The sequence below is a fragment of the Reichenbachiella sp. genome, from assembly GCF_039969095.1.
Classification (GTDB): Bacteria; Bacteroidota; Bacteroidia; order Cytophagales; family Cyclobacteriaceae; genus Reichenbachiella.
The window spans coordinates 157,212-173,825 of record NZ_JBDVOL010000015.1 but is presented as its reverse complement, the minus strand read 5'-3'; the positions used below and the strand labels follow the sequence as shown (position 1 = coordinate 173,825).

Below are 16,614 nucleotides of genomic sequence, written 5' to 3'. Positions count from 1 at the left end.
TGCGAATCTTTCTTGCTAGCTTTCCAGAACAATAACTAATCCTCTATGTGCGGAATTACAGGCATTCTGGCATTTAATGAAATTGGGCAGAGTGATATTTCTAATTTGGAAAAAGCTACTCAAGCCCTTGCACATCGTGGACCAGACCATGAGGGCATCTACAGTTCAAATTTGATTGGCCTCGGACATCGGCGACTCTCCATCATTGACACCAGCTCTAATGCGAACCAACCTTTTGAGATTTTAAATGGTAGATATGCTATCGTTTTTAATGGTGAAATATTTAATTATAAATCTCTTAGGAAGGACCTCATCTCAAAGGGAATTGAATTCAAAACAGAATCTGACACAGAGGTTCTATTACATTTATTTGCCAACGAAGGGAAAGATTGCTTAAACAAGCTCAATGGTTTCTTTGCCTTTGCTGTATATGATTCATTCGAAAAATCTCTTTTTATCGCGCGCGATAGGTTAGGCATCAAACCACTCCTCTATTACCATGATGAATCCAAAATCGTATTTGGGTCAGAAATGAATGCCATTTTGGCCTATAATATTGAAAAAGAAATCGATAAAGAGGCACTTAATTATTACCTCCAACTCAATTACACGCCAGCTCCTTTAACCATGACAAAGGGTGTTAAGAAATTAGAACCCGGTCATTACATGACTGTTAAAAATGGGGAAATCAGTCTGACTAAGTACTACGACGTTCCAAATTACGATCCTATCGACTCAACCGTTGATTACCAAACGGCTCAAAACAAATTAAAAGAACTGCTTGAAAAATCGGTCGAACGAAGAATGATAGCCGATGTGCCTTTGGGGTGTTTTTTAAGTGGTGGTATAGACTCCAGCGTAATTACATCAATAGCCTCAAGTCAAACTAAATCTTTGAAAACTTTCTCTATCGGATTTGAAGACAATCAATTTTTTGATGAAACGCAATACGCCGAACTTGTAGCTAGAAAATTCAAAACAGATCATACTACATTCAAATTATCAAATGAGGAAATCACCAACCACCTCGCAGACATTGTAGATCATATTGATGAGCCATTTGCAGACTCCTCTGCTATTCCAGTCTACTTGCTTAGCAAAAAAACCAGACAACAAGTGACAGTTGCACTGTCAGGAGATGGTGCAGACGAGATTTTCTCGGGTTATAATAAGCATGCTGCTTGGTGGAAAATGGAGAACAATTGGAAATTCAAAACTTTAGTTTCTTTAATGAATCCTGCAGCGCAATTGTTACCCAAATCCAGATCTGGAGCCATCAGTAATGCCGCTCGGCAAGTAGTTAGATTTGCTAAGGCCATGAATATGAGTCCTAAAGATCGCTACTGGTTTTTGGCTTCTTTCGCTACGCAACTACAGGCCAATCAACTCCTTAAGTTTTCATTTAACGATGACATTCAAAGGAACTCTTGGATGGAACCTATGACCAATGCCAAAAATATCAACAATCTCTTGAGGCTCGATACAAAATTTGTATTGCCCAATGATATGCTCAAAAAAGTAGACCTGATGTCCATGGCAAATAGCCTTGAAGTTCGCGTCCCTTTTTTAGACCATGAGTTAGTAGATTTTGTATTTCGATTACCAGAAGAGATGAAAATCAATGGGTCTTTTCGAAAAAGGATACTACAGGATACTTATAGAAGCATCCTGCCATCAGAACTTTACAACCGACCAAAAAAAGGTTTTGAAATCCCTTTACTGGATTGGTTGAAAACCTCTTTGAAAAATGAATTGAATGAAAATCTTTTCGACAAAGAAAAAATTGAAAGTCAAGATATTTTTAACTGGCATGAAATTGAAAGATTAAAAAAGCAACTTTACTCAAGAAATCCAGAAGATAGCCATGCTCGAATTTGGGGATTGTACATATTCCAAAAATGGCATTCTAAGCATCTTTAGACCCTTCCTAACGGTTATTAGAAAAATCAACCTCACATCAGAACAATTAATCAAGATTTAGGTTAATTTTATTCTCATTCGATTTCTATAAAATCAACTGGCATGCAAAATTTGAAGAAATTCTTAGTCTGTTTGGACTCCACTCCTTTAGATGAACATATCATAAAGTATAGTTCTATGATTTCAGAACTAACTGGATGTGAAAAAGTTTATTTTGTTCATATCGCTCAGAAAAACCTTAGCCTTAAGGTTAAAAAATATTTCCAAGAAAAAATTCAGGAACACTTCACAGCCAAATGTGAAACCGAAATGCAAATTCACCAAGGCAAAAATGCAGTTCAAATATTAAAGTGGTCTGAGTTTAAAATCGTCGATCTAGTAATATTAGGTATTAAACCTAAAACCGAATCAACGGGAAAACACGCCGCACGATTGATCAATGAAGCCCAATGTTCAGTTTTATTAGTTCCACCTACTGCCAAGTTGAAACTAGCTAAAGTGATCATTCCTCTCGATTTTTCGAGCAGTTCGGTCACAGCAATCAATGCCGCACTAAACTTCAAAGAAAAGATCGCCGATATAGAGGTACTATTGCACCATGTCTATTTTGTGCCATCTGGCTATACCCACACTGGCAAAAGCTATGACGAAATGGCTGAGATCATGGACAAGAATAAAAGACGGGAATATGAACAATTCAAACGTGAGCAGTCGCTGGATGAATCAAAATATGAAGTCATATTTGAATTAGATGAAGACCAAAATCCTTCTGACAACATCTACGAAATGGCAAAAGAGCGCAATGCCGACATGATCATTGTGGCCTCAAGAGGAAGAACCAAACTGGCTTCATTACTTAAAGGTAGTACTGCGGCTAACTTGATTAGCTATGATAGAGAAATTGCTTGCTTGGTGGTAAAAAACAAATCTGAAAATATGGGATTTTTCGAAACTTTGATGAAACTCTAAAGCTTCTCAAATCTTACTTCAATAGATTGAGACGATGGATCCATTCCTATCAGTTTTTGAACTTCTTCAATCTTATAATTGACCAATTTTTTGCCCGCAAAGGATAGCTGAATGATTTGATTCGATTGATAAAGGTAGTTTTCTTCCTCAAACTTAACCCTTAAGGAATTAATCAAGCCAAGATTACTCTTTCCTACTTCTATAGATATAGGACCTTTCTTTTCTTTCAATTTTCTTTCGAACAAGACCCCATCTTTTTGAATGGTTTTATTGTAATTAGTTGATCTTATCAATCGTGCAAACGAAAACTCGACTAGTTTCTTTAAATCTTTCTTTATCGTTAACGTATCAAATTTCAGTTGAGCAGACTCCGTTTGATCATCAAAAACAACCACTTTATTAAGTATCACTCCTTCTTGATCACTGATTGCAGTCCTCAAAAAATCATCTAGTGATTTGGCATCAGTGTCAGAAGTGATTTCAATATCATCTGGAGATAGACAAGAAATTAAGCAGGTAAAAAAAGCAAGAATGAAGGTCTTATTCATAAGGCAAATTTCGCAACGTGACTTTGATTAAAAAAGAGTTTACGTGATTTAGATGACTTGGATTCCTGCAGTACACCAAAGGAACATTTGGAATCTGTGATTTCATCAAATGGCATCAGAGTATTTATTAGATTTGCTTTCAAATTTGTTGAAAATGAAAGAAAAACTAGAGGAGATCAAACATAGATTCGAAGAGGTAGGGCAATTGATCGTTCAACCAGACGCCATGTCTGATATGTCTTACTATTCGAAACTGAGTAAAGAATACAAAGATCTTGAGAAAATTGTCAATAAATATGAGGAGTATAAAAACATACTTGAAAATCTAACCAATTCTAAAGAAATTTTGGAGACTGAAAAAGATCCAGAGTTCCGGGAGATGGCCAAAATGGAATTGGACGAATTAGAACCCAAAAAAGAAGAGATCGAGGAAGAAATTAAGCAAATGCTCATTCCCAAAGATCCCAACGACGATAAAAACAGTATCCTTGAAATACGTGCCGGAACAGGTGGAGACGAAGCCGCCATATTTGCTGGAGACCTTTTTAGAATGTATCAGCGCTATTGCGAAAAACAAGGCTGGAAATTAGGCGTAATGGATTTGACTGAAGGAAGTTCTGGAGGGTACAAAGAAATAATAAGTATGATCTCAGGTGAAGATGTATACGGGAAAATGAAATTTGAATCTGGCGTTCATCGCGTGCAGCGAGTACCAGCTACTGAAACTCAGGGCCGAGTTCATACTTCTGCCGCTACTGTAGCGGTTCTGCCAGAAATGGAAGAAGTGGACGTTCAAATAGACATGAATGACGTCAGAAAAGACACTTTCTGTTCTAGTGGGCCAGGCGGTCAGTCCGTGAATACTACCTATTCTGCTATTCGCCTGACACATATTCCGACTGGATTGGTCGTGTCTTGTCAGGATGAAAAAAGCCAATTAAAAAACCTTGACAAAGCATTAAAAGTACTTCGCGGAAGGATCTATGATATTGAGTTGAAAAAACACAATGACGAAGTTGGAGCACAACGAAAATCCATGGTAGGAAGCGGAGATCGCTCGGATAAGATCAGAACTTACAATTATCCACAAGGACGTGTGACAGATCATAGAATTGGATACTCTCAGCACAATTTGCCTACAGTGATGGATGGAGAGATCGGAGAATTCATCGAGCAACTCAGAATCGCTGAGAATGCCGAAAAACTAAAAGACGGAGAAGTTTAATCTTGAAATTAATCCAGCATTTCATATTGCTTTCTATGTTCTTGCCATTTGCATTTATGGGGTGTGATCCTTCAGTTGAAGAGTTATCATCCGATAACGGTTTGCAACTCTCCTATTCTACAGATACTGTCACTTTCGATACTTTATTCAGTAGTGTGGGAAGTATTACCAAACGCTTCAAGATTTACAATACTCATGACAAAGCCATAAAACTGAATCAGCTTTCTATCGGGAACGGAGATAAGTCACCCTATTTGATTACTGTAAATGGAATTGAGAATTATTTGTTTCAAGACGAAATTATTTTTGGGAATGATAGTCTTTTAGTGCTCGTGGAAGTTTTGATTGACCCTAACAATCAGAACTTACCTTTTTTAGTCAAAGACTCTGTAGTTGTAACTTATAATAACAGGTCAGAAAACATCAAATTAGTCGCATGGGGACAGGATGCTGTTTTTCTAAACAATGAAGCCATTCCTTGCAATGCCGTTTGGACTAAAGACAAACCTTATGTGATTTATGACTCCGCATGGGTGGCCTCAGATTGCCAACTCACAGTGGAAGCAGGTTCTAGAATTTTCATTGACAATGGAGCCATGTTAACGATAGCAGGTACTGTACTTCTTCAAGGAACAGCAGAAGAAAAAATTCTAATAGCAAATACTCGATTGGACCCAAAATATGATATAGCTCCTGGCCAATGGGGAAGCCTCTTTTTCTTCCCAGGAAGTACTGGCAATGTCATCGATCATACTACGATAAAAAATGGTACAAATGGGGTGATTTTAGCAGTGGATTTGAATAGTGGAAATGGAGCCGAACTACAAATAAGTAATACTTCCATACAACACATGTCTGAGTCAGGCCTTACTGCATATGCTGGTACCCTAGATGCTCACAATCTTGAAATATTCAATTGTAGAAATCAGCTCATCGCCGGGTTAGGGGGTGGTACATATACTTTAAATCACTGTACATTTTCTAATTCACCAAACGAGTTTACTCGTGAAGGTGCTTCGGTAGGATTCACCAATTACTTAGATTTTGGTAATGGCTCAGTTTTCTCTAACGATTTATCAGTCCAATTGACCAATTCCATTGTCTGGGGAAGGGAAGACGAAGAACTAGTGGTTGATATTTCAACCAATGCAATCGCAATTGTTCAAGTTGAAAATAATATTCTTCGTTCAGAGCAAGAGTCTTGGGTTGATTTAGGAAATTTAATTAGTCAAGAGGATAATTATCCTGGTTTTTATTCACCAAATTTCTTTAATTATCAAATTGATTCTCTATCAAATGCTAGAGACAAGGCTTCTCCTTCCTCAGTTACCCATGACCTTTTAGGCTCTCTCCGAGATGCCATGCCAGATATTGGTGCATATGAGAGAAAAGACTCCATTCCTTAGATATAATTTATTTCGGAACTTAATAGTTATTATGCTATTTTTATTTTGTGCTAACCAAACTAAAAAATAGAATCAGATTATTCTTTGGGTTCTCATCTTCCGAAACCAACGGTCTAATCATATTAGTCCCCATCCTTGTTTTGATTCTGGCTGCACCCAACCTATTGAAAAATGCCCTTTCAAAACAATCTTCACAAAGTCAATTAGAAGATGAACGGTTGTTGAAAGCCTGGCTGGAAGAATCTAAGAGTAAACTAAAAACTGAAGACAGTACCACCTTCATTCCTACTTTTTTCAATCCTAATACAATCAATGAAGAAAAATGGGTGACTCTCGGGTTCAAAAAGAAAACTGCCCAGAATATTATAAAATACAGAAATAAAGGAGGCTCATTCAAAAAGAAAGAAGATCTGCTAAAGATTTATGGCATAAACCAAAAGCTCGTGACGGCATACTTTGAATATATAATTATTCCGAAGCCCATGCCAAAACCTAAAAGTACCGCTCCTGCACTCAAAAAAGTTATTGAAAAGATGGTGGTCGAAAAAGAAGCGGCAAAGTTTGACCTTAATCTTGCCGATTCCGCACAACTTCAAATAGTGCGAGGAATTGGACCCGTACTCTCTGGTCGAATTATTAAGTATCGCGAACTCCTAGGAGGATATACAAGTACAACACAGCTTAAAGAGGTTTATGGCCTAGAAGAAGAGGTATATCAAAGGATGTTAAGTCATTTTGACATTCTCATTTCTTCGGCTAAGAAAATTAATATCAATGAAGACTCCATCAATTTCTTATCAAAACATCCTTATTTGAATTACAAAACCAGTAGAGCCATTGTGAAGTATCGCGCACAGCATGGAGACTACCAATCTGTAGAGGAGTTGAAAAAAATATATACCATCTCAGACTCATTATATCGTAGAATAGCTCCTTATCTGACAATAGAAAAAACAGAATAAGAATACCCTTTAGGGAAAATCAATATCCTTTTCTATTTTACATTCAGAACTTATCTCATGAGAGAAATACTTCAGTCTTACTTGCGAAGGTTAACCAATTTATCTGGTAACAGCCGTTCTATTTTATTGCCTAAGCTACCCGTAGGTCAATTTATAGATCTTCATGAATTTGATTTTGCTAGAAACGAGCCCTCTTTCAGCATCCTTGAGGGAATTCTATCCAGAAAAGCAAAAATCCCTTTATGTGAAATTCAAAATAGTAGAGACCAGGACTCAAATCGTTTGTCTCAAAAAATAAAACAACTCAAACGTGAGGATCATCTGATTTTCGAAGAGCGTGGAGCTAAAGATTTATACGTTGGATGGCCTTTTGTTAAAGGAAAATTTTCTGATGGCACATTAGTCAGATGCCCACTGCTATTTTTTCCTGTGGAATTGGATGCTGACAAAAAGGACTGGCATCTGATGAGTAGGAAAGATGTAAACGTGACCATGAATAAATCTTTTCTTCTAGCTTACGCATACTTCAATGGCTTGCCAGCCAATGAGAATCTATTGGAAAGAGTGTTTGATGATTTTGACAAAGAGAGCAAAGGCTTCAGGACAGACCTCTATGAATTATTAAAAGAAGAGCAATTAGAGATCAATTTTAATCAGGACAATTTCACTAATGAGCTATCCAGCTTCAAAACCTATAAACGATCTGAACTCGAACTTTCTGAAAAAGACGGTGAACTCAAATTGTTTCCAGAGGCTGTTGTCGGGATTTTTCCGCAAGCTGGCTCTTACCTTGTCCCAGACTACCTCACGCTTTTAGAGCACCCGAAACTTTCAACCTTAGAGCAGTTTTTCGCTGAACGTAATCTTGATGAAACCCAGAGTGAGGACACCTCCTACTATCGCTTTCTCAAACGTGTAAAGGAAGACCAGACCTTTACTCCATTCAAGATGGATGCTTATCAGGAAAACGTGATCAAAGCAGTCAAAAAAGGAAATTCTGCCGTTGTACAAGGCCCTCCAGGTACTGGCAAATCACAACTTATATGTAATCTGGTGGCTGATTACATTGCCAGAGGAAAGAATGTTCTCGTTGTCAGTCAAAAAAAAGCAGCTCTTGATGTTGTTTTCGAAAGATTAAAGGAAAAAGAATTAAACGATTTCATAGGATTACTTCACGATTTTAAAAATGATCGTAAGCCCATCTATGAACAACTCGAGGGGCAGATCAATAGAATGGAAGATTACCAGTCTGTGAATAATTCTCTTGATGCTATCCAACTTGAACGTAATTTTTTAAAAACAAGTAGGCGAATCGACCAGCTGGACGAAGAACTATCAGAATTTAAAGCGAGCCTGTTCGACGAAACCGAATGTGGCCTATCAGTGAAAGAATTATACCTCACTTCCGACCCTCATGCTCCTGCTGTTAGCTTGAACCTAGAATATCGAGATATAAAATTTAATGATCTAGACAGCTTCAAAAGAAAATTATACACTTATACTCAGTATGGGGAAGGTTTTCTCAACGAACACCACCCGTGGTTCAATAGAAAGCCCTTTATCAATTACAAAGTTTCTGATCTTAACTTGATTTCTAAACACCTAGAAGAGATCAAACTCTATATCAATGTGCTGGAAACAGTGACTGAAAAAGCCATAGGCAAAAAAGTGTCATTCGAAGATGTTGTAGAGATCATAAAAAAGTACTCGGAAATTGAGCATTTGGTTTCTGTTCTAAAAGATCCACTCGTTTATAACGCGCTTAATCTAGTGCTCAGAAATGCCCAACGAGTAGTGAGTAAGGAAAAACTCGTAGAAACTGAAAAGTTAGTGATGCAGAGTTATGAAGGGGAAGGCGCAGAACTTTCACTTTCTTCTGATGAGCTAGGTCGCTTTCAAGAGGCATTGGATAGAAGTTTGGATGCTCGTAAAAGCATTTTTAAATGGCTGCGGTGGAAGCTCTTTTCCAAAGACAAAATATTCATTACACGAGTACTGGTAAACAATGGACTGAAAAGTGATCGTGCTAGTTTTGATACGCTAGTTCAAAAAGTTGATAATCGACTCAACCTAGAGCATAACCTGAGTACATTAAAAGGTGAGCCAGCCTTAGGACCCTTTCCTCCTGGCAATTCCAAAGTAGAAATTAAAAATTGGTTTTTCTACCAAAAACAAGCAGCAGAAGCTCAAACCACACTAAATGAGATTCGTCACATGAACGAATACATTTCACCGCTTTCTCTTAATCAAACCGAATATACAAACAAGCTCAGCTCATTATTGACCGCTTTGAAGCCCATTGGTGAAAAATTGGAAGAATGGGAAGTTTACTTTTCCATTCCTCAGTTAAGGTTGATTTTTGCTGGTCAATTGGATGTTGAGCAATTACTTTCTTCACTGAAGAAAGATTTCGATTCGCTTTGTGAGTTTGATAAACTCCAAAATGAATTAAATGAGGATGAATTAAGAATCATCACCAAGCTACTAGAAGAAGAACCTCGCGTAAATGCTGACGATTGGTGGCGATTGTTCGATAACAGTCTCAGGTTGGCTTGGATCGAGCATATTGAACTAAAATTCCCGATACTCAGAGCTGTATCTTCTCAAAAATTTGAGGACATGCAAGCTGAGCTTCAAGAATGCGTGAAAAACAAATTAAGCATGAGTGTAGAAATACTCCTGCTCAAGGCAAGAGAACGAGTCTATAAGAATGTAGAATACAACCGACTCAACAATCGTGTCACTTACAGAGACCTATATCATCAAGTAACCAAAAAAAGAAGAATTTGGCCTGTAAGAAAAGTGATTGCCAATTACCCACGCGAAGTGTTCGACTTGATTCCATGCTGGCTGGCTTCGCCAGAATCTGCTTCCGCAATTTTCCCAATGGAAAAAGTATTTGATCTTGTGATATTCGATGAGGCCTCACAGTGTTTTGTTGAAAAAGGCATTCCTGCCATGTTCAGAGGAAAGCAGGTGGTTATTGCTGGTGACGACAAGCAACTTCGCCCCAATGATTTATACCAAGTACGCTGGGAGGAAGAAAATGATCAAGACGTAATCGAACTGGATTTTGATTCATTGCTCAATCTTGGCAGTCAATACTTGATGCAAGTCCAGCTCAATGGCCATTATCGAAGTAAAAATCTTGACCTCATTCGATTCTCCAATGATCACTTCTATGATCAACGCTTAAAAATGCTTCCAGACTTCAACGACTTGAACAAGGATCAAACTGCCATTGATTATGTGAAAGTTGAAGGCTTTTGGCAGAAAAACACCAATCATGAGGAGGCCGTTCGAGTGGCACAAATCATTCAAGGTCTACTTAAAAAGAATTCCAAACTGGAAATTGGAGTGGTCACTTTTAACGCCACTCAGCAAATGTATATTTTAGATTTTTTAGAAGAGTATTCGCTCGAAAACAACTTTACCATACCAGAATCACTCATTGTTAAAAACATAGAAAACATTCAGGGAGATGAAAAAGATGTGATCATTTTCTCTACCGTTTACGGTCCAGATCTAAATGGCAAAATGAACATGAATTTTGGGAGTTTAAATGCTGAAGGCGGAGAAAACAGACTGAATGTAGCAATAACTAGAGCCAGAGAAAAAATCTATTTGGTCACTAGTATCATGCCTCAGCAACTCCACGTAGAAGAGGCCAAAAACGAAGGGCCTAAGCTACTCAAAAAATACTTGGAATATGCTTACGCCATTTCAGAAAGGACTCTCACTCGTGCAGAAAAATCAACTGACAATCACTCGTCTTCTTGGTTTTTAAAAGACAGAATTCAAGCACTTGGATTTGATCATTTCAAAACATTGGAAATCGACCACACACTTCCTTTTGTGGATTTGGCAATTAAGAACAAAGACCAATATGTAGCAGCTTTAATCACCGATGACGACTTGTATCATCATGATATTTCTATAAAAGCATCTCATGTGTACAGGCCCTTTACGCTAAAACAAAAAAATTGGAAATTCGAAATGATATCCAGTCGTCAGTTTTGGATGGACTCAGAACATATCAAAGAAAGAATCAATAGATTGATTACTAGAGCAATAGACGAGTAATTTATTCTTGTTCTTCAGGTTTTTGGATTTTCAATCCAAAGGATAGTATACCAGGCAGTTGTTCCATTCTCATGAATTGCTTTACTTTAAAAGAATACGATCCAGCATAAGAAAATTTCTGGTCTTCAAATACTGGCACTCCACGATCAAACAAATCTCCCAATCCTTCTCCGATTGGTTCCCCAGTTTTTTTATCAAAAAGGATCAACTCCTGCAGCTCAGACGAAAGAATTTCTCCAGTAGAATCTTCAAGGTAGTACTTTAAAAAAAGATTGTAATATGGGTAATTCACCGAATATCTGACGTTATATTGAATTTGGTAGGCTGACGTGGTGTCTTCAATTTCAAATTGAAATGCAACTAGGGAATCTAAGTGCCAAAGTCCTTCCTGAATATCAGATTGTTCATCAATAACGGTATTACTACTGCAAGCCATTATTGACGCGGCAAGTCCACTCACAACCAATAATTGATAGATAGATTTAAGCATAAGATTAATCAGGTTTTTTCTTATTGAATTTATTTTTTCCTCCTCGCTTTTTATTGCGACGATTTTTATTTTTTGGCTTTCCTCCTTTACGGAATTTTTTATCCATTCGCTCTAAATCACTGTTCAGAGATTGAGACTCACGGTTCTCTCCTCCCACCTTATCTTCTAATAAGGTTTCTGGTTTTTTGCCGTCTTGGTTCAGCTTTTGAATTTCTTTTACTCGATCCGCACCAAGCGCGATCCATGCGTTGTCGTTTTTGTAACCAAACCACATGATTTTTCTGAAGATATCAGTCTTCTGCAATCGAGCTTCTCCTTTATCAGTCAATAGACCTGCTTCTACTTTTGGGATATCTTTGAGAGCATCCATGTATGTCTCCAATTCATAGTTGAGACAACATTTAAGTCGACCACACTGACCAGACAGCTTACTTGGATTCAATGATAGATTTTGATATCTCGCTGCTGAGGTGGATACATTTTTAAAATCCGTCAACCACGTAGAGCAACAAAGTTCACGTCCGCAAGATCCAATACCACCTAACCTTCCAGCTTCTTGTCGCAGACTGATTTGTCGCATTTCGACACGAATTTTAAATTCTCCGGCCAATCTTTTGATCAATTCTCTAAAATCTACACGCTCGTCCGCGGAATAATAAAAAGTGGCTTTAGAATTGTCAGCTTGATATTCGACATCTGTGAGCTTCATTTCGAGTTTCAACTCATTGATAATCTCACGAGAACGAAACATGGTAGGGTTTTCTCGATTTTGAACAGAATCAAGCTTTTCAAGGTCTTTTTGAGAAGCCACACGATAAATACTACGGATCTCATCATCGTTTTTAACCTTCTTTTTATTCATCTGAAGGCGGACTAATTCTCCTTGTAAGGATACATAGCCAATATGGTGACCGTTGGGCACATCTACTACCACGGGGTCACCTGGATATATCTCTATGTCATTCGAATTGCGGAAAAAATCTTTGCGGCCATTTTTAAATCTTACTTCAAAAATGTCAAATTGATATTTGGCAGGAGTCTCCATATTGGAGAGCCAGTCAAAAGTATTCATCTTGTTGCAGCCTCCACTGCTACAACCGCCGTTACTCTTACATCCTTTTATACTTCCGTCTGCAGCGGTCAATGTGCTGCAAGTACTGCATCCCGACATCTTGTCCTCGCTTATATTAGCCTTAAATATAATGAAGAATTGTTATCCCCATTATTAACAAATGACGGTAAATTTTTCTAACCGATAGATTGTCAGAGTGACAACAAATCCTGACCGATATCCTTTCGGTAATTCATGCCATCCCATTGGATAGATTGCAAGTTTTCATAGGATTGATCAAGAGCTGACTGAATATCAGTCCCTAATCCTGTAGAAGCTATTACTCTCCCTCCATTGGTTACTATCTGATCTCCTTGATGTGCTGTACCAGCATGAAAAACAATGCCTTTGAAGGCATTATTCAAACCAATCATTTTTCTTCCTTTTTCATACGATCCAGGATATCCTTCTGCTACGGCTACTACAGTGGTGGCTGTTTCTGGTTTTATTTCTAGCGTTTCCTGAGCCAGTTCCCTTTTTGCAGCAGCTGCTAAATGTGAGAGCATATCTGACTTAATTCTTGGCATGACAACTTCTGTCTCAGGATCTCCCATTCTTACATTATATTCTATCACAAAAGGTTCGCCATTTACATTCATTAATCCAATAAAAAGAAACCCAATAAAATCGATCCCATCCGCTTGCAATCCATTTACTGTTGGTTTGATCACTTTATCATCCACCTTTTTCATGAAATTCTCATCGGCAAAAGAAACTGGTGAAACGGCGCCCATACCTCCTGTATTTGGCCCTGTGTCTCCTTCTCCAATTCGCTTATAATCTTTCGCTTCGGGAAGTGTCATATACGACTTGCCGTCAGTCAATACAAAAACTGAAAGTTCGATGCCATGCAGGTACTCTTCAATCAATACTTTGCTGCTGGCCGCACCAAACTGACCGGCAAGCATTTCTTTCAAGGCATGTTCTGCTTCCTTAATATCCTCCGTTATGATCACACCTTTGCCTGCAGCCAATCCATCAGCTTTGAGTACATAGGGTGCTTTTACCTTCGATAAAAACTTTATTCCCTCGGCTAAACTATCAGCAGTTACCGTCAAAGAACCTGCTGTTGGGATATTGTTTCTAACCATAAAGGCTTTAGAGAAGTCTTTACTACCTTCTAATTGAGCCCCGACTTCATCTGGCCCAACCATCAAAATATTTTTGAGTTCCTCTTTTGAGGCAAAGTAATTTCGAATGCCCTTCACTAATGGTTCCTCTGGTCCAACTATGACTAAGTCAATCTTTTTGTCCAATACTTGCTGTCCCAACTCTTCAAAATCATTCACACCAATATTGAGGTTGGCACCTACAGTTGCCGTACCAGCATTTCCTGGTGCTATAAACAGTTCGTTACAATTTGGGCTTTGTTTGATTTTCCAAGCCAGCGCGTGTTCTCGCCCTCCAGCTCCTATTACGAGTACGTTCATGAATTCATTCGATTTTACCCATTCAATGGGATATATTTCCTCGACTTCTGCGCCGATCAAATTAGTTTTTTTCAACCTCGCCTAGCAGATATTTTGCAAGGTTTTAGTCAAGAGCAAAATTAATCCAATTCATGAATCCACTGCGGTAATGAGAAAATATCTGGGCTTTAATTGGCGTGTTCAGACATGAACTTGATTCGCATCAAACGAACCTCATCTTCTGAATACCCATCTTGTTCTAGTTCGTCCATTGCGATATCCAAATCGTCTGTGTCGGCAGTCATGAAATAGTCCAAGAGATCATCTTGTCGATCATCATCTATAAACTGATCGATATAGTAGTCCAAGTTAAGTTTAGTGCCTGAAAAACAAATGTTTTCTATCTCAGTCAAAACTTGATCGAAAGAAATATTCTTGATATCTGCCACTTCCTCTAAATCTACTTTTCGATCAATTTGTTGTATCAAGAAAATCTTGATTTTCGATTTATTGACCGCAGATTTGATGACCACATCGGATGCGGTTTCTAATTCATTTTCAACAACGTAATTGGAAATAGCATCAATAAAAGGTTTGCCAAACTTCATGACCTTACCCATGCCTACGCCATTGACTTGTGCTAGATCTTCTTTGGTTGTTGGGTAGCTCGTGGCCATTTCCTCCAGAGAAGGGTCTTGAAAGATCACATATGGGGGCAAATTCTTTTGTTTTGCAACCTTTTTTCGAATGCCTTTTAATATATCAAATAAGTCTTCATCGTGCGCCTTACCATTTGCATCTACTCCGTTGTCATGATCCAAATTTTCAACTGTATAATCATGATCTCTAGATAGCTCCACTGAAAAAGGTTTCGTAAGAAATTCATGCCCCTTATCGGTCACTTTGAGCACACCAATATTCTCGATATCCTTTGTTAGGAATTCGTTTAATAAAGTTTGACGTACCACAGATCTCCAAAAGACTTCTGTCTCATTTTTGCCAATGCCATATACATCCAAATTGCTATGGTTATAACTTTTGACATATTGACTTTCAATACCTCTAATTACATTTACAAGGTGCTTGATGCCAAATCGTTCTTCTGTTTTAATCGAAGTTTGTATGACTTGTTGGATAAATTCTTGACCTTCAAATAACTCTTTGGGGTGTGCGCAATTATCGCACAACCCTTCGTCAGAGCAATCAGGATCCATATATTCTTCACCAAAATAATGGAGAAGCTGTTTTCTTCGACACACAGAAGACTCAGCATAAGAGGAAACTTCTTCTAAAAGCAATTTTGCATTTTCTCTCTCAGTGACTGGTTTATCCTTATTGAACTTTTCAAGTTTGATAATATCATCAAGAGTATAAAACAAGATGCATTTGCCTTCCAATCCATCGCGACCAGCTCGTCCTGTTTCTTGATAATACCCTTCCAAGGATTTGGGTGCATCATAATGTACCACAAATCTGACATCTGGCTTGTCAATCCCCATTCCAAAGGCAATAGTTGCTACTATCACATCTATGTCTTCGTTGAGAAAGCCGTCTTGATGCTTCATTCGTAAATTACTATCTAGCCCTGCGTGATAAGGCGCCGCATTGACATCATTTACTTTGAGTAGCTCTGCTATTTCTTCTACTTTTTTTCTACTCAAACAGTAGATTATCCCTGACGTACCTTTTTGTTCTTTTACAAACCTGATGAGTTGTTTCTTTACATCAACTTTAGGTCTGATTTCATAATAAAGATTTTTTCTATTAAAAGAAGACTTAAACACGTCAGCTTCTTCCATTTGGAGATTCTTCTGGATATCCAATTGGACTTTAGGCGTGGCTGTCGCCGTCAAGGCAATGATGGGTATATCACCAAACTGACCTATGATGGATTTAATTTTTCGATACTCCGGGCGAAAGTCATGTCCCCATTCTGAAATACAATGTGCTTCATCAATAGCAGCAAAGGATATTTTGGCTTGGGATAAAAACTCTATGTTTTCCTCCTTAGTCAATGATTCAGGTGCTACGTAAAGTAGTTTTACTTTGCCTGATAAGGTATCCGCTTTCACTCGCTTCATCTCAGTTTTATTGAGAGTCGAGTTCATGAATTGGGCATTCACTCCGAAAGCATTGAGCTGATCTACTTGATTTTTCATCAGTGCTATAAGCGGCGAAATGACTATCGCTGTACCTTCACTGATTATTGCTGGTAACTGATAGCACAGAGATTTTCCGGCTCCTGTCGGCATCAATACGAATGTATTTCGCCCCGAAAGTAGGTTGTTTATGATTTGTTCTTGATTCCCTCGGAAATTACTAAAGCCAAATATTTCTTTCAGTTTTCCCCTCAGTTCATCCTCCTGGCATGCAATCATCTTCTTCTCAATTTATATACCGGATACATAATTTAACAAAAAATGAGCTAACCATAGTTAGCCTTGCAAAATTTCGTTTCCGGTCGCTGGTTAATTATTATTTAAATTATACA

11 protein-coding genes are annotated in these 16,614 nt (G+C 38.1%); 6 read left to right on the top strand and 5 right to left on the bottom strand.

The window, feature by feature from the left end:
* Positions 1 to 45 precede the first annotated feature (45 nt).
* Complete coding sequence (gene asnB / locus ABJH98_RS16085; RefSeq protein ID WP_348308726.1) at positions 46 to 1,920, top strand: asparagine synthase (glutamine-hydrolyzing); 1,875 nt, start codon at positions 46 to 48, stop codon at positions 1,918 to 1,920.
* 102 nt (positions 1,921 to 2,022) lie between these two features.
* A complete protein-coding gene (locus tag ABJH98_RS16080; protein ID WP_348308725.1) occupies positions 2,023 to 2,889 on the top strand; it encodes a universal stress protein in 867 nt (288 codons plus the stop codon).
* Here the strand turns inward: ABJH98_RS16080 and ABJH98_RS16075 are convergent.
* The gene (locus tag ABJH98_RS16075; protein WP_348308724.1) at positions 2,886 to 3,437 is read right to left on the bottom strand and encodes a hypothetical protein; all 552 of its coding nucleotides are present in this window, start codon (positions 3,435 to 3,437) and stop codon (positions 2,886 to 2,888) included. The two genes, ABJH98_RS16080 and ABJH98_RS16075, sit on opposite strands and share 4 nt — an antisense overlap.
* 154 nt (positions 3,438 to 3,591) lie before the next feature.
* Here ABJH98_RS16075 and prfA point away from each other — a divergent pair, with 154 nt between their 5' ends.
* The 4 genes from prfA to ABJH98_RS16055 are packed head-to-tail and all read left to right on the top strand — an operon-like array spanning position 3,592 to position 11,113.
* The gene (prfA, locus tag ABJH98_RS16070) at positions 3,592 to 4,662 is read left to right on the top strand and encodes a peptide chain release factor 1 (RefSeq protein WP_348308723.1); all 1,071 of its coding nucleotides are present in this window, start codon (positions 3,592 to 3,594) and stop codon (positions 4,660 to 4,662) included.
* A 2-nt stretch (positions 4,663 to 4,664) separates the two neighbouring features.
* Entirely contained in the window at positions 4,665 to 6,068 is a 1,404-nt protein-coding gene (locus tag ABJH98_RS16065; protein WP_348308722.1) for a hypothetical protein, read from the top strand.
* 47 nt (positions 6,069 to 6,115) lie between these two features.
* Positions 6,116 to 7,030 carry a helix-hairpin-helix domain-containing protein gene (locus ABJH98_RS16060; protein ID WP_348308721.1) on the top strand — a complete coding sequence of 305 codons (915 nt, stop codon included), beginning with the start codon at positions 6,116 to 6,118 and terminating at the stop codon, positions 7,028 to 7,030.
* 57 nt (positions 7,031 to 7,087) lie between these two features.
* Positions 7,088 to 11,113: an AAA domain-containing protein gene (locus ABJH98_RS16055; protein WP_348308720.1), complete on the top strand. Its 4,026-nt coding sequence runs from the start codon at positions 7,088 to 7,090 to the stop codon at positions 11,111 to 11,113.
* A 1-nt stretch (position 11,114) separates the two neighbouring features.
* On the opposite strand, the gene ABJH98_RS16050 is transcribed toward ABJH98_RS16055, so the two are convergent.
* The 4 genes from ABJH98_RS16050 to recQ all read right to left on the bottom strand — a co-directional run bounded on the left by ABJH98_RS16050 (position 11,115) and on the right by recQ (position 16,501).
* The gene (locus ABJH98_RS16050; RefSeq protein ID WP_348308719.1) at positions 11,115 to 11,603 is read right to left on the bottom strand and encodes a gliding motility lipoprotein GldH; all 489 of its coding nucleotides are present in this window, start codon (positions 11,601 to 11,603) and stop codon (positions 11,115 to 11,117) included.
* Positions 11,604 to 11,607: 4 nt separating this feature from the next.
* The gene (gene ricT / locus ABJH98_RS16045) at positions 11,608 to 12,774 is read right to left on the bottom strand and encodes a regulatory iron-sulfur-containing complex subunit RicT (RefSeq protein ID WP_348308718.1); all 1,167 of its coding nucleotides are present in this window, start codon (positions 12,772 to 12,774) and stop codon (positions 11,608 to 11,610) included.
* A 92-nt stretch (positions 12,775 to 12,866) separates the two neighbouring features.
* Entirely contained in the window at positions 12,867 to 14,144 is a 1,278-nt protein-coding gene (purD, locus tag ABJH98_RS16040) for a phosphoribosylamine--glycine ligase (protein ID WP_348308717.1), read from the bottom strand.
* Between the two features lie 167 nt (positions 14,145 to 14,311).
* Entirely contained in the window at positions 14,312 to 16,501 is a 2,190-nt protein-coding gene (gene recQ, locus ABJH98_RS16035; protein ID WP_348308716.1) for a DNA helicase RecQ, read from the bottom strand.
* Positions 16,502 to 16,614: the final 113 nt, after the last annotated feature.

What these genes read in the sequence shown, in the direction of transcription:
- ABJH98_RS16055 (WP_348308720.1), top strand. Translation starts at nt 7,088, where the DNA reads ATGAGAGAAATACTTCAGTCTTACTTGCGAAGGTTAACCAATTTATCT.
- recQ (WP_348308716.1), bottom strand. Translation starts at nt 16,501, where the DNA reads ATGATTGCATGCCAGGAGGATGAACTGAGGGGAAAACTGAAAGAAATA.
- ricT (WP_348308718.1), bottom strand. Translation starts at nt 12,774, where the DNA reads ATGTCGGGATGCAGTACTTGCAGCACATTGACCGCTGCAGACGGAAGT.
- purD (WP_348308717.1), bottom strand. Translation starts at nt 14,144, where the DNA reads ATGAACGTACTCGTAATAGGAGCTGGAGGGCGAGAACACGCGCTGGCT.
- ABJH98_RS16080 (WP_348308725.1), top strand. Translation starts at nt 2,023, where the DNA reads ATGCAAAATTTGAAGAAATTCTTAGTCTGTTTGGACTCCACTCCTTTA.
- asnB (WP_348308726.1), top strand. Translation starts at nt 46, where the DNA reads ATGTGCGGAATTACAGGCATTCTGGCATTTAATGAAATTGGGCAGAGT.
- ABJH98_RS16075 (WP_348308724.1), bottom strand. Translation starts at nt 3,437, where the DNA reads ATGAATAAGACCTTCATTCTTGCTTTTTTTACCTGCTTAATTTCTTGT.
- ABJH98_RS16050 (WP_348308719.1), bottom strand. Translation starts at nt 11,603, where the DNA reads ATGCTTAAATCTATCTATCAATTATTGGTTGTGAGTGGACTTGCCGCG.
- prfA (WP_348308723.1), top strand. Translation starts at nt 3,592, where the DNA reads ATGAAAGAAAAACTAGAGGAGATCAAACATAGATTCGAAGAGGTAGGG.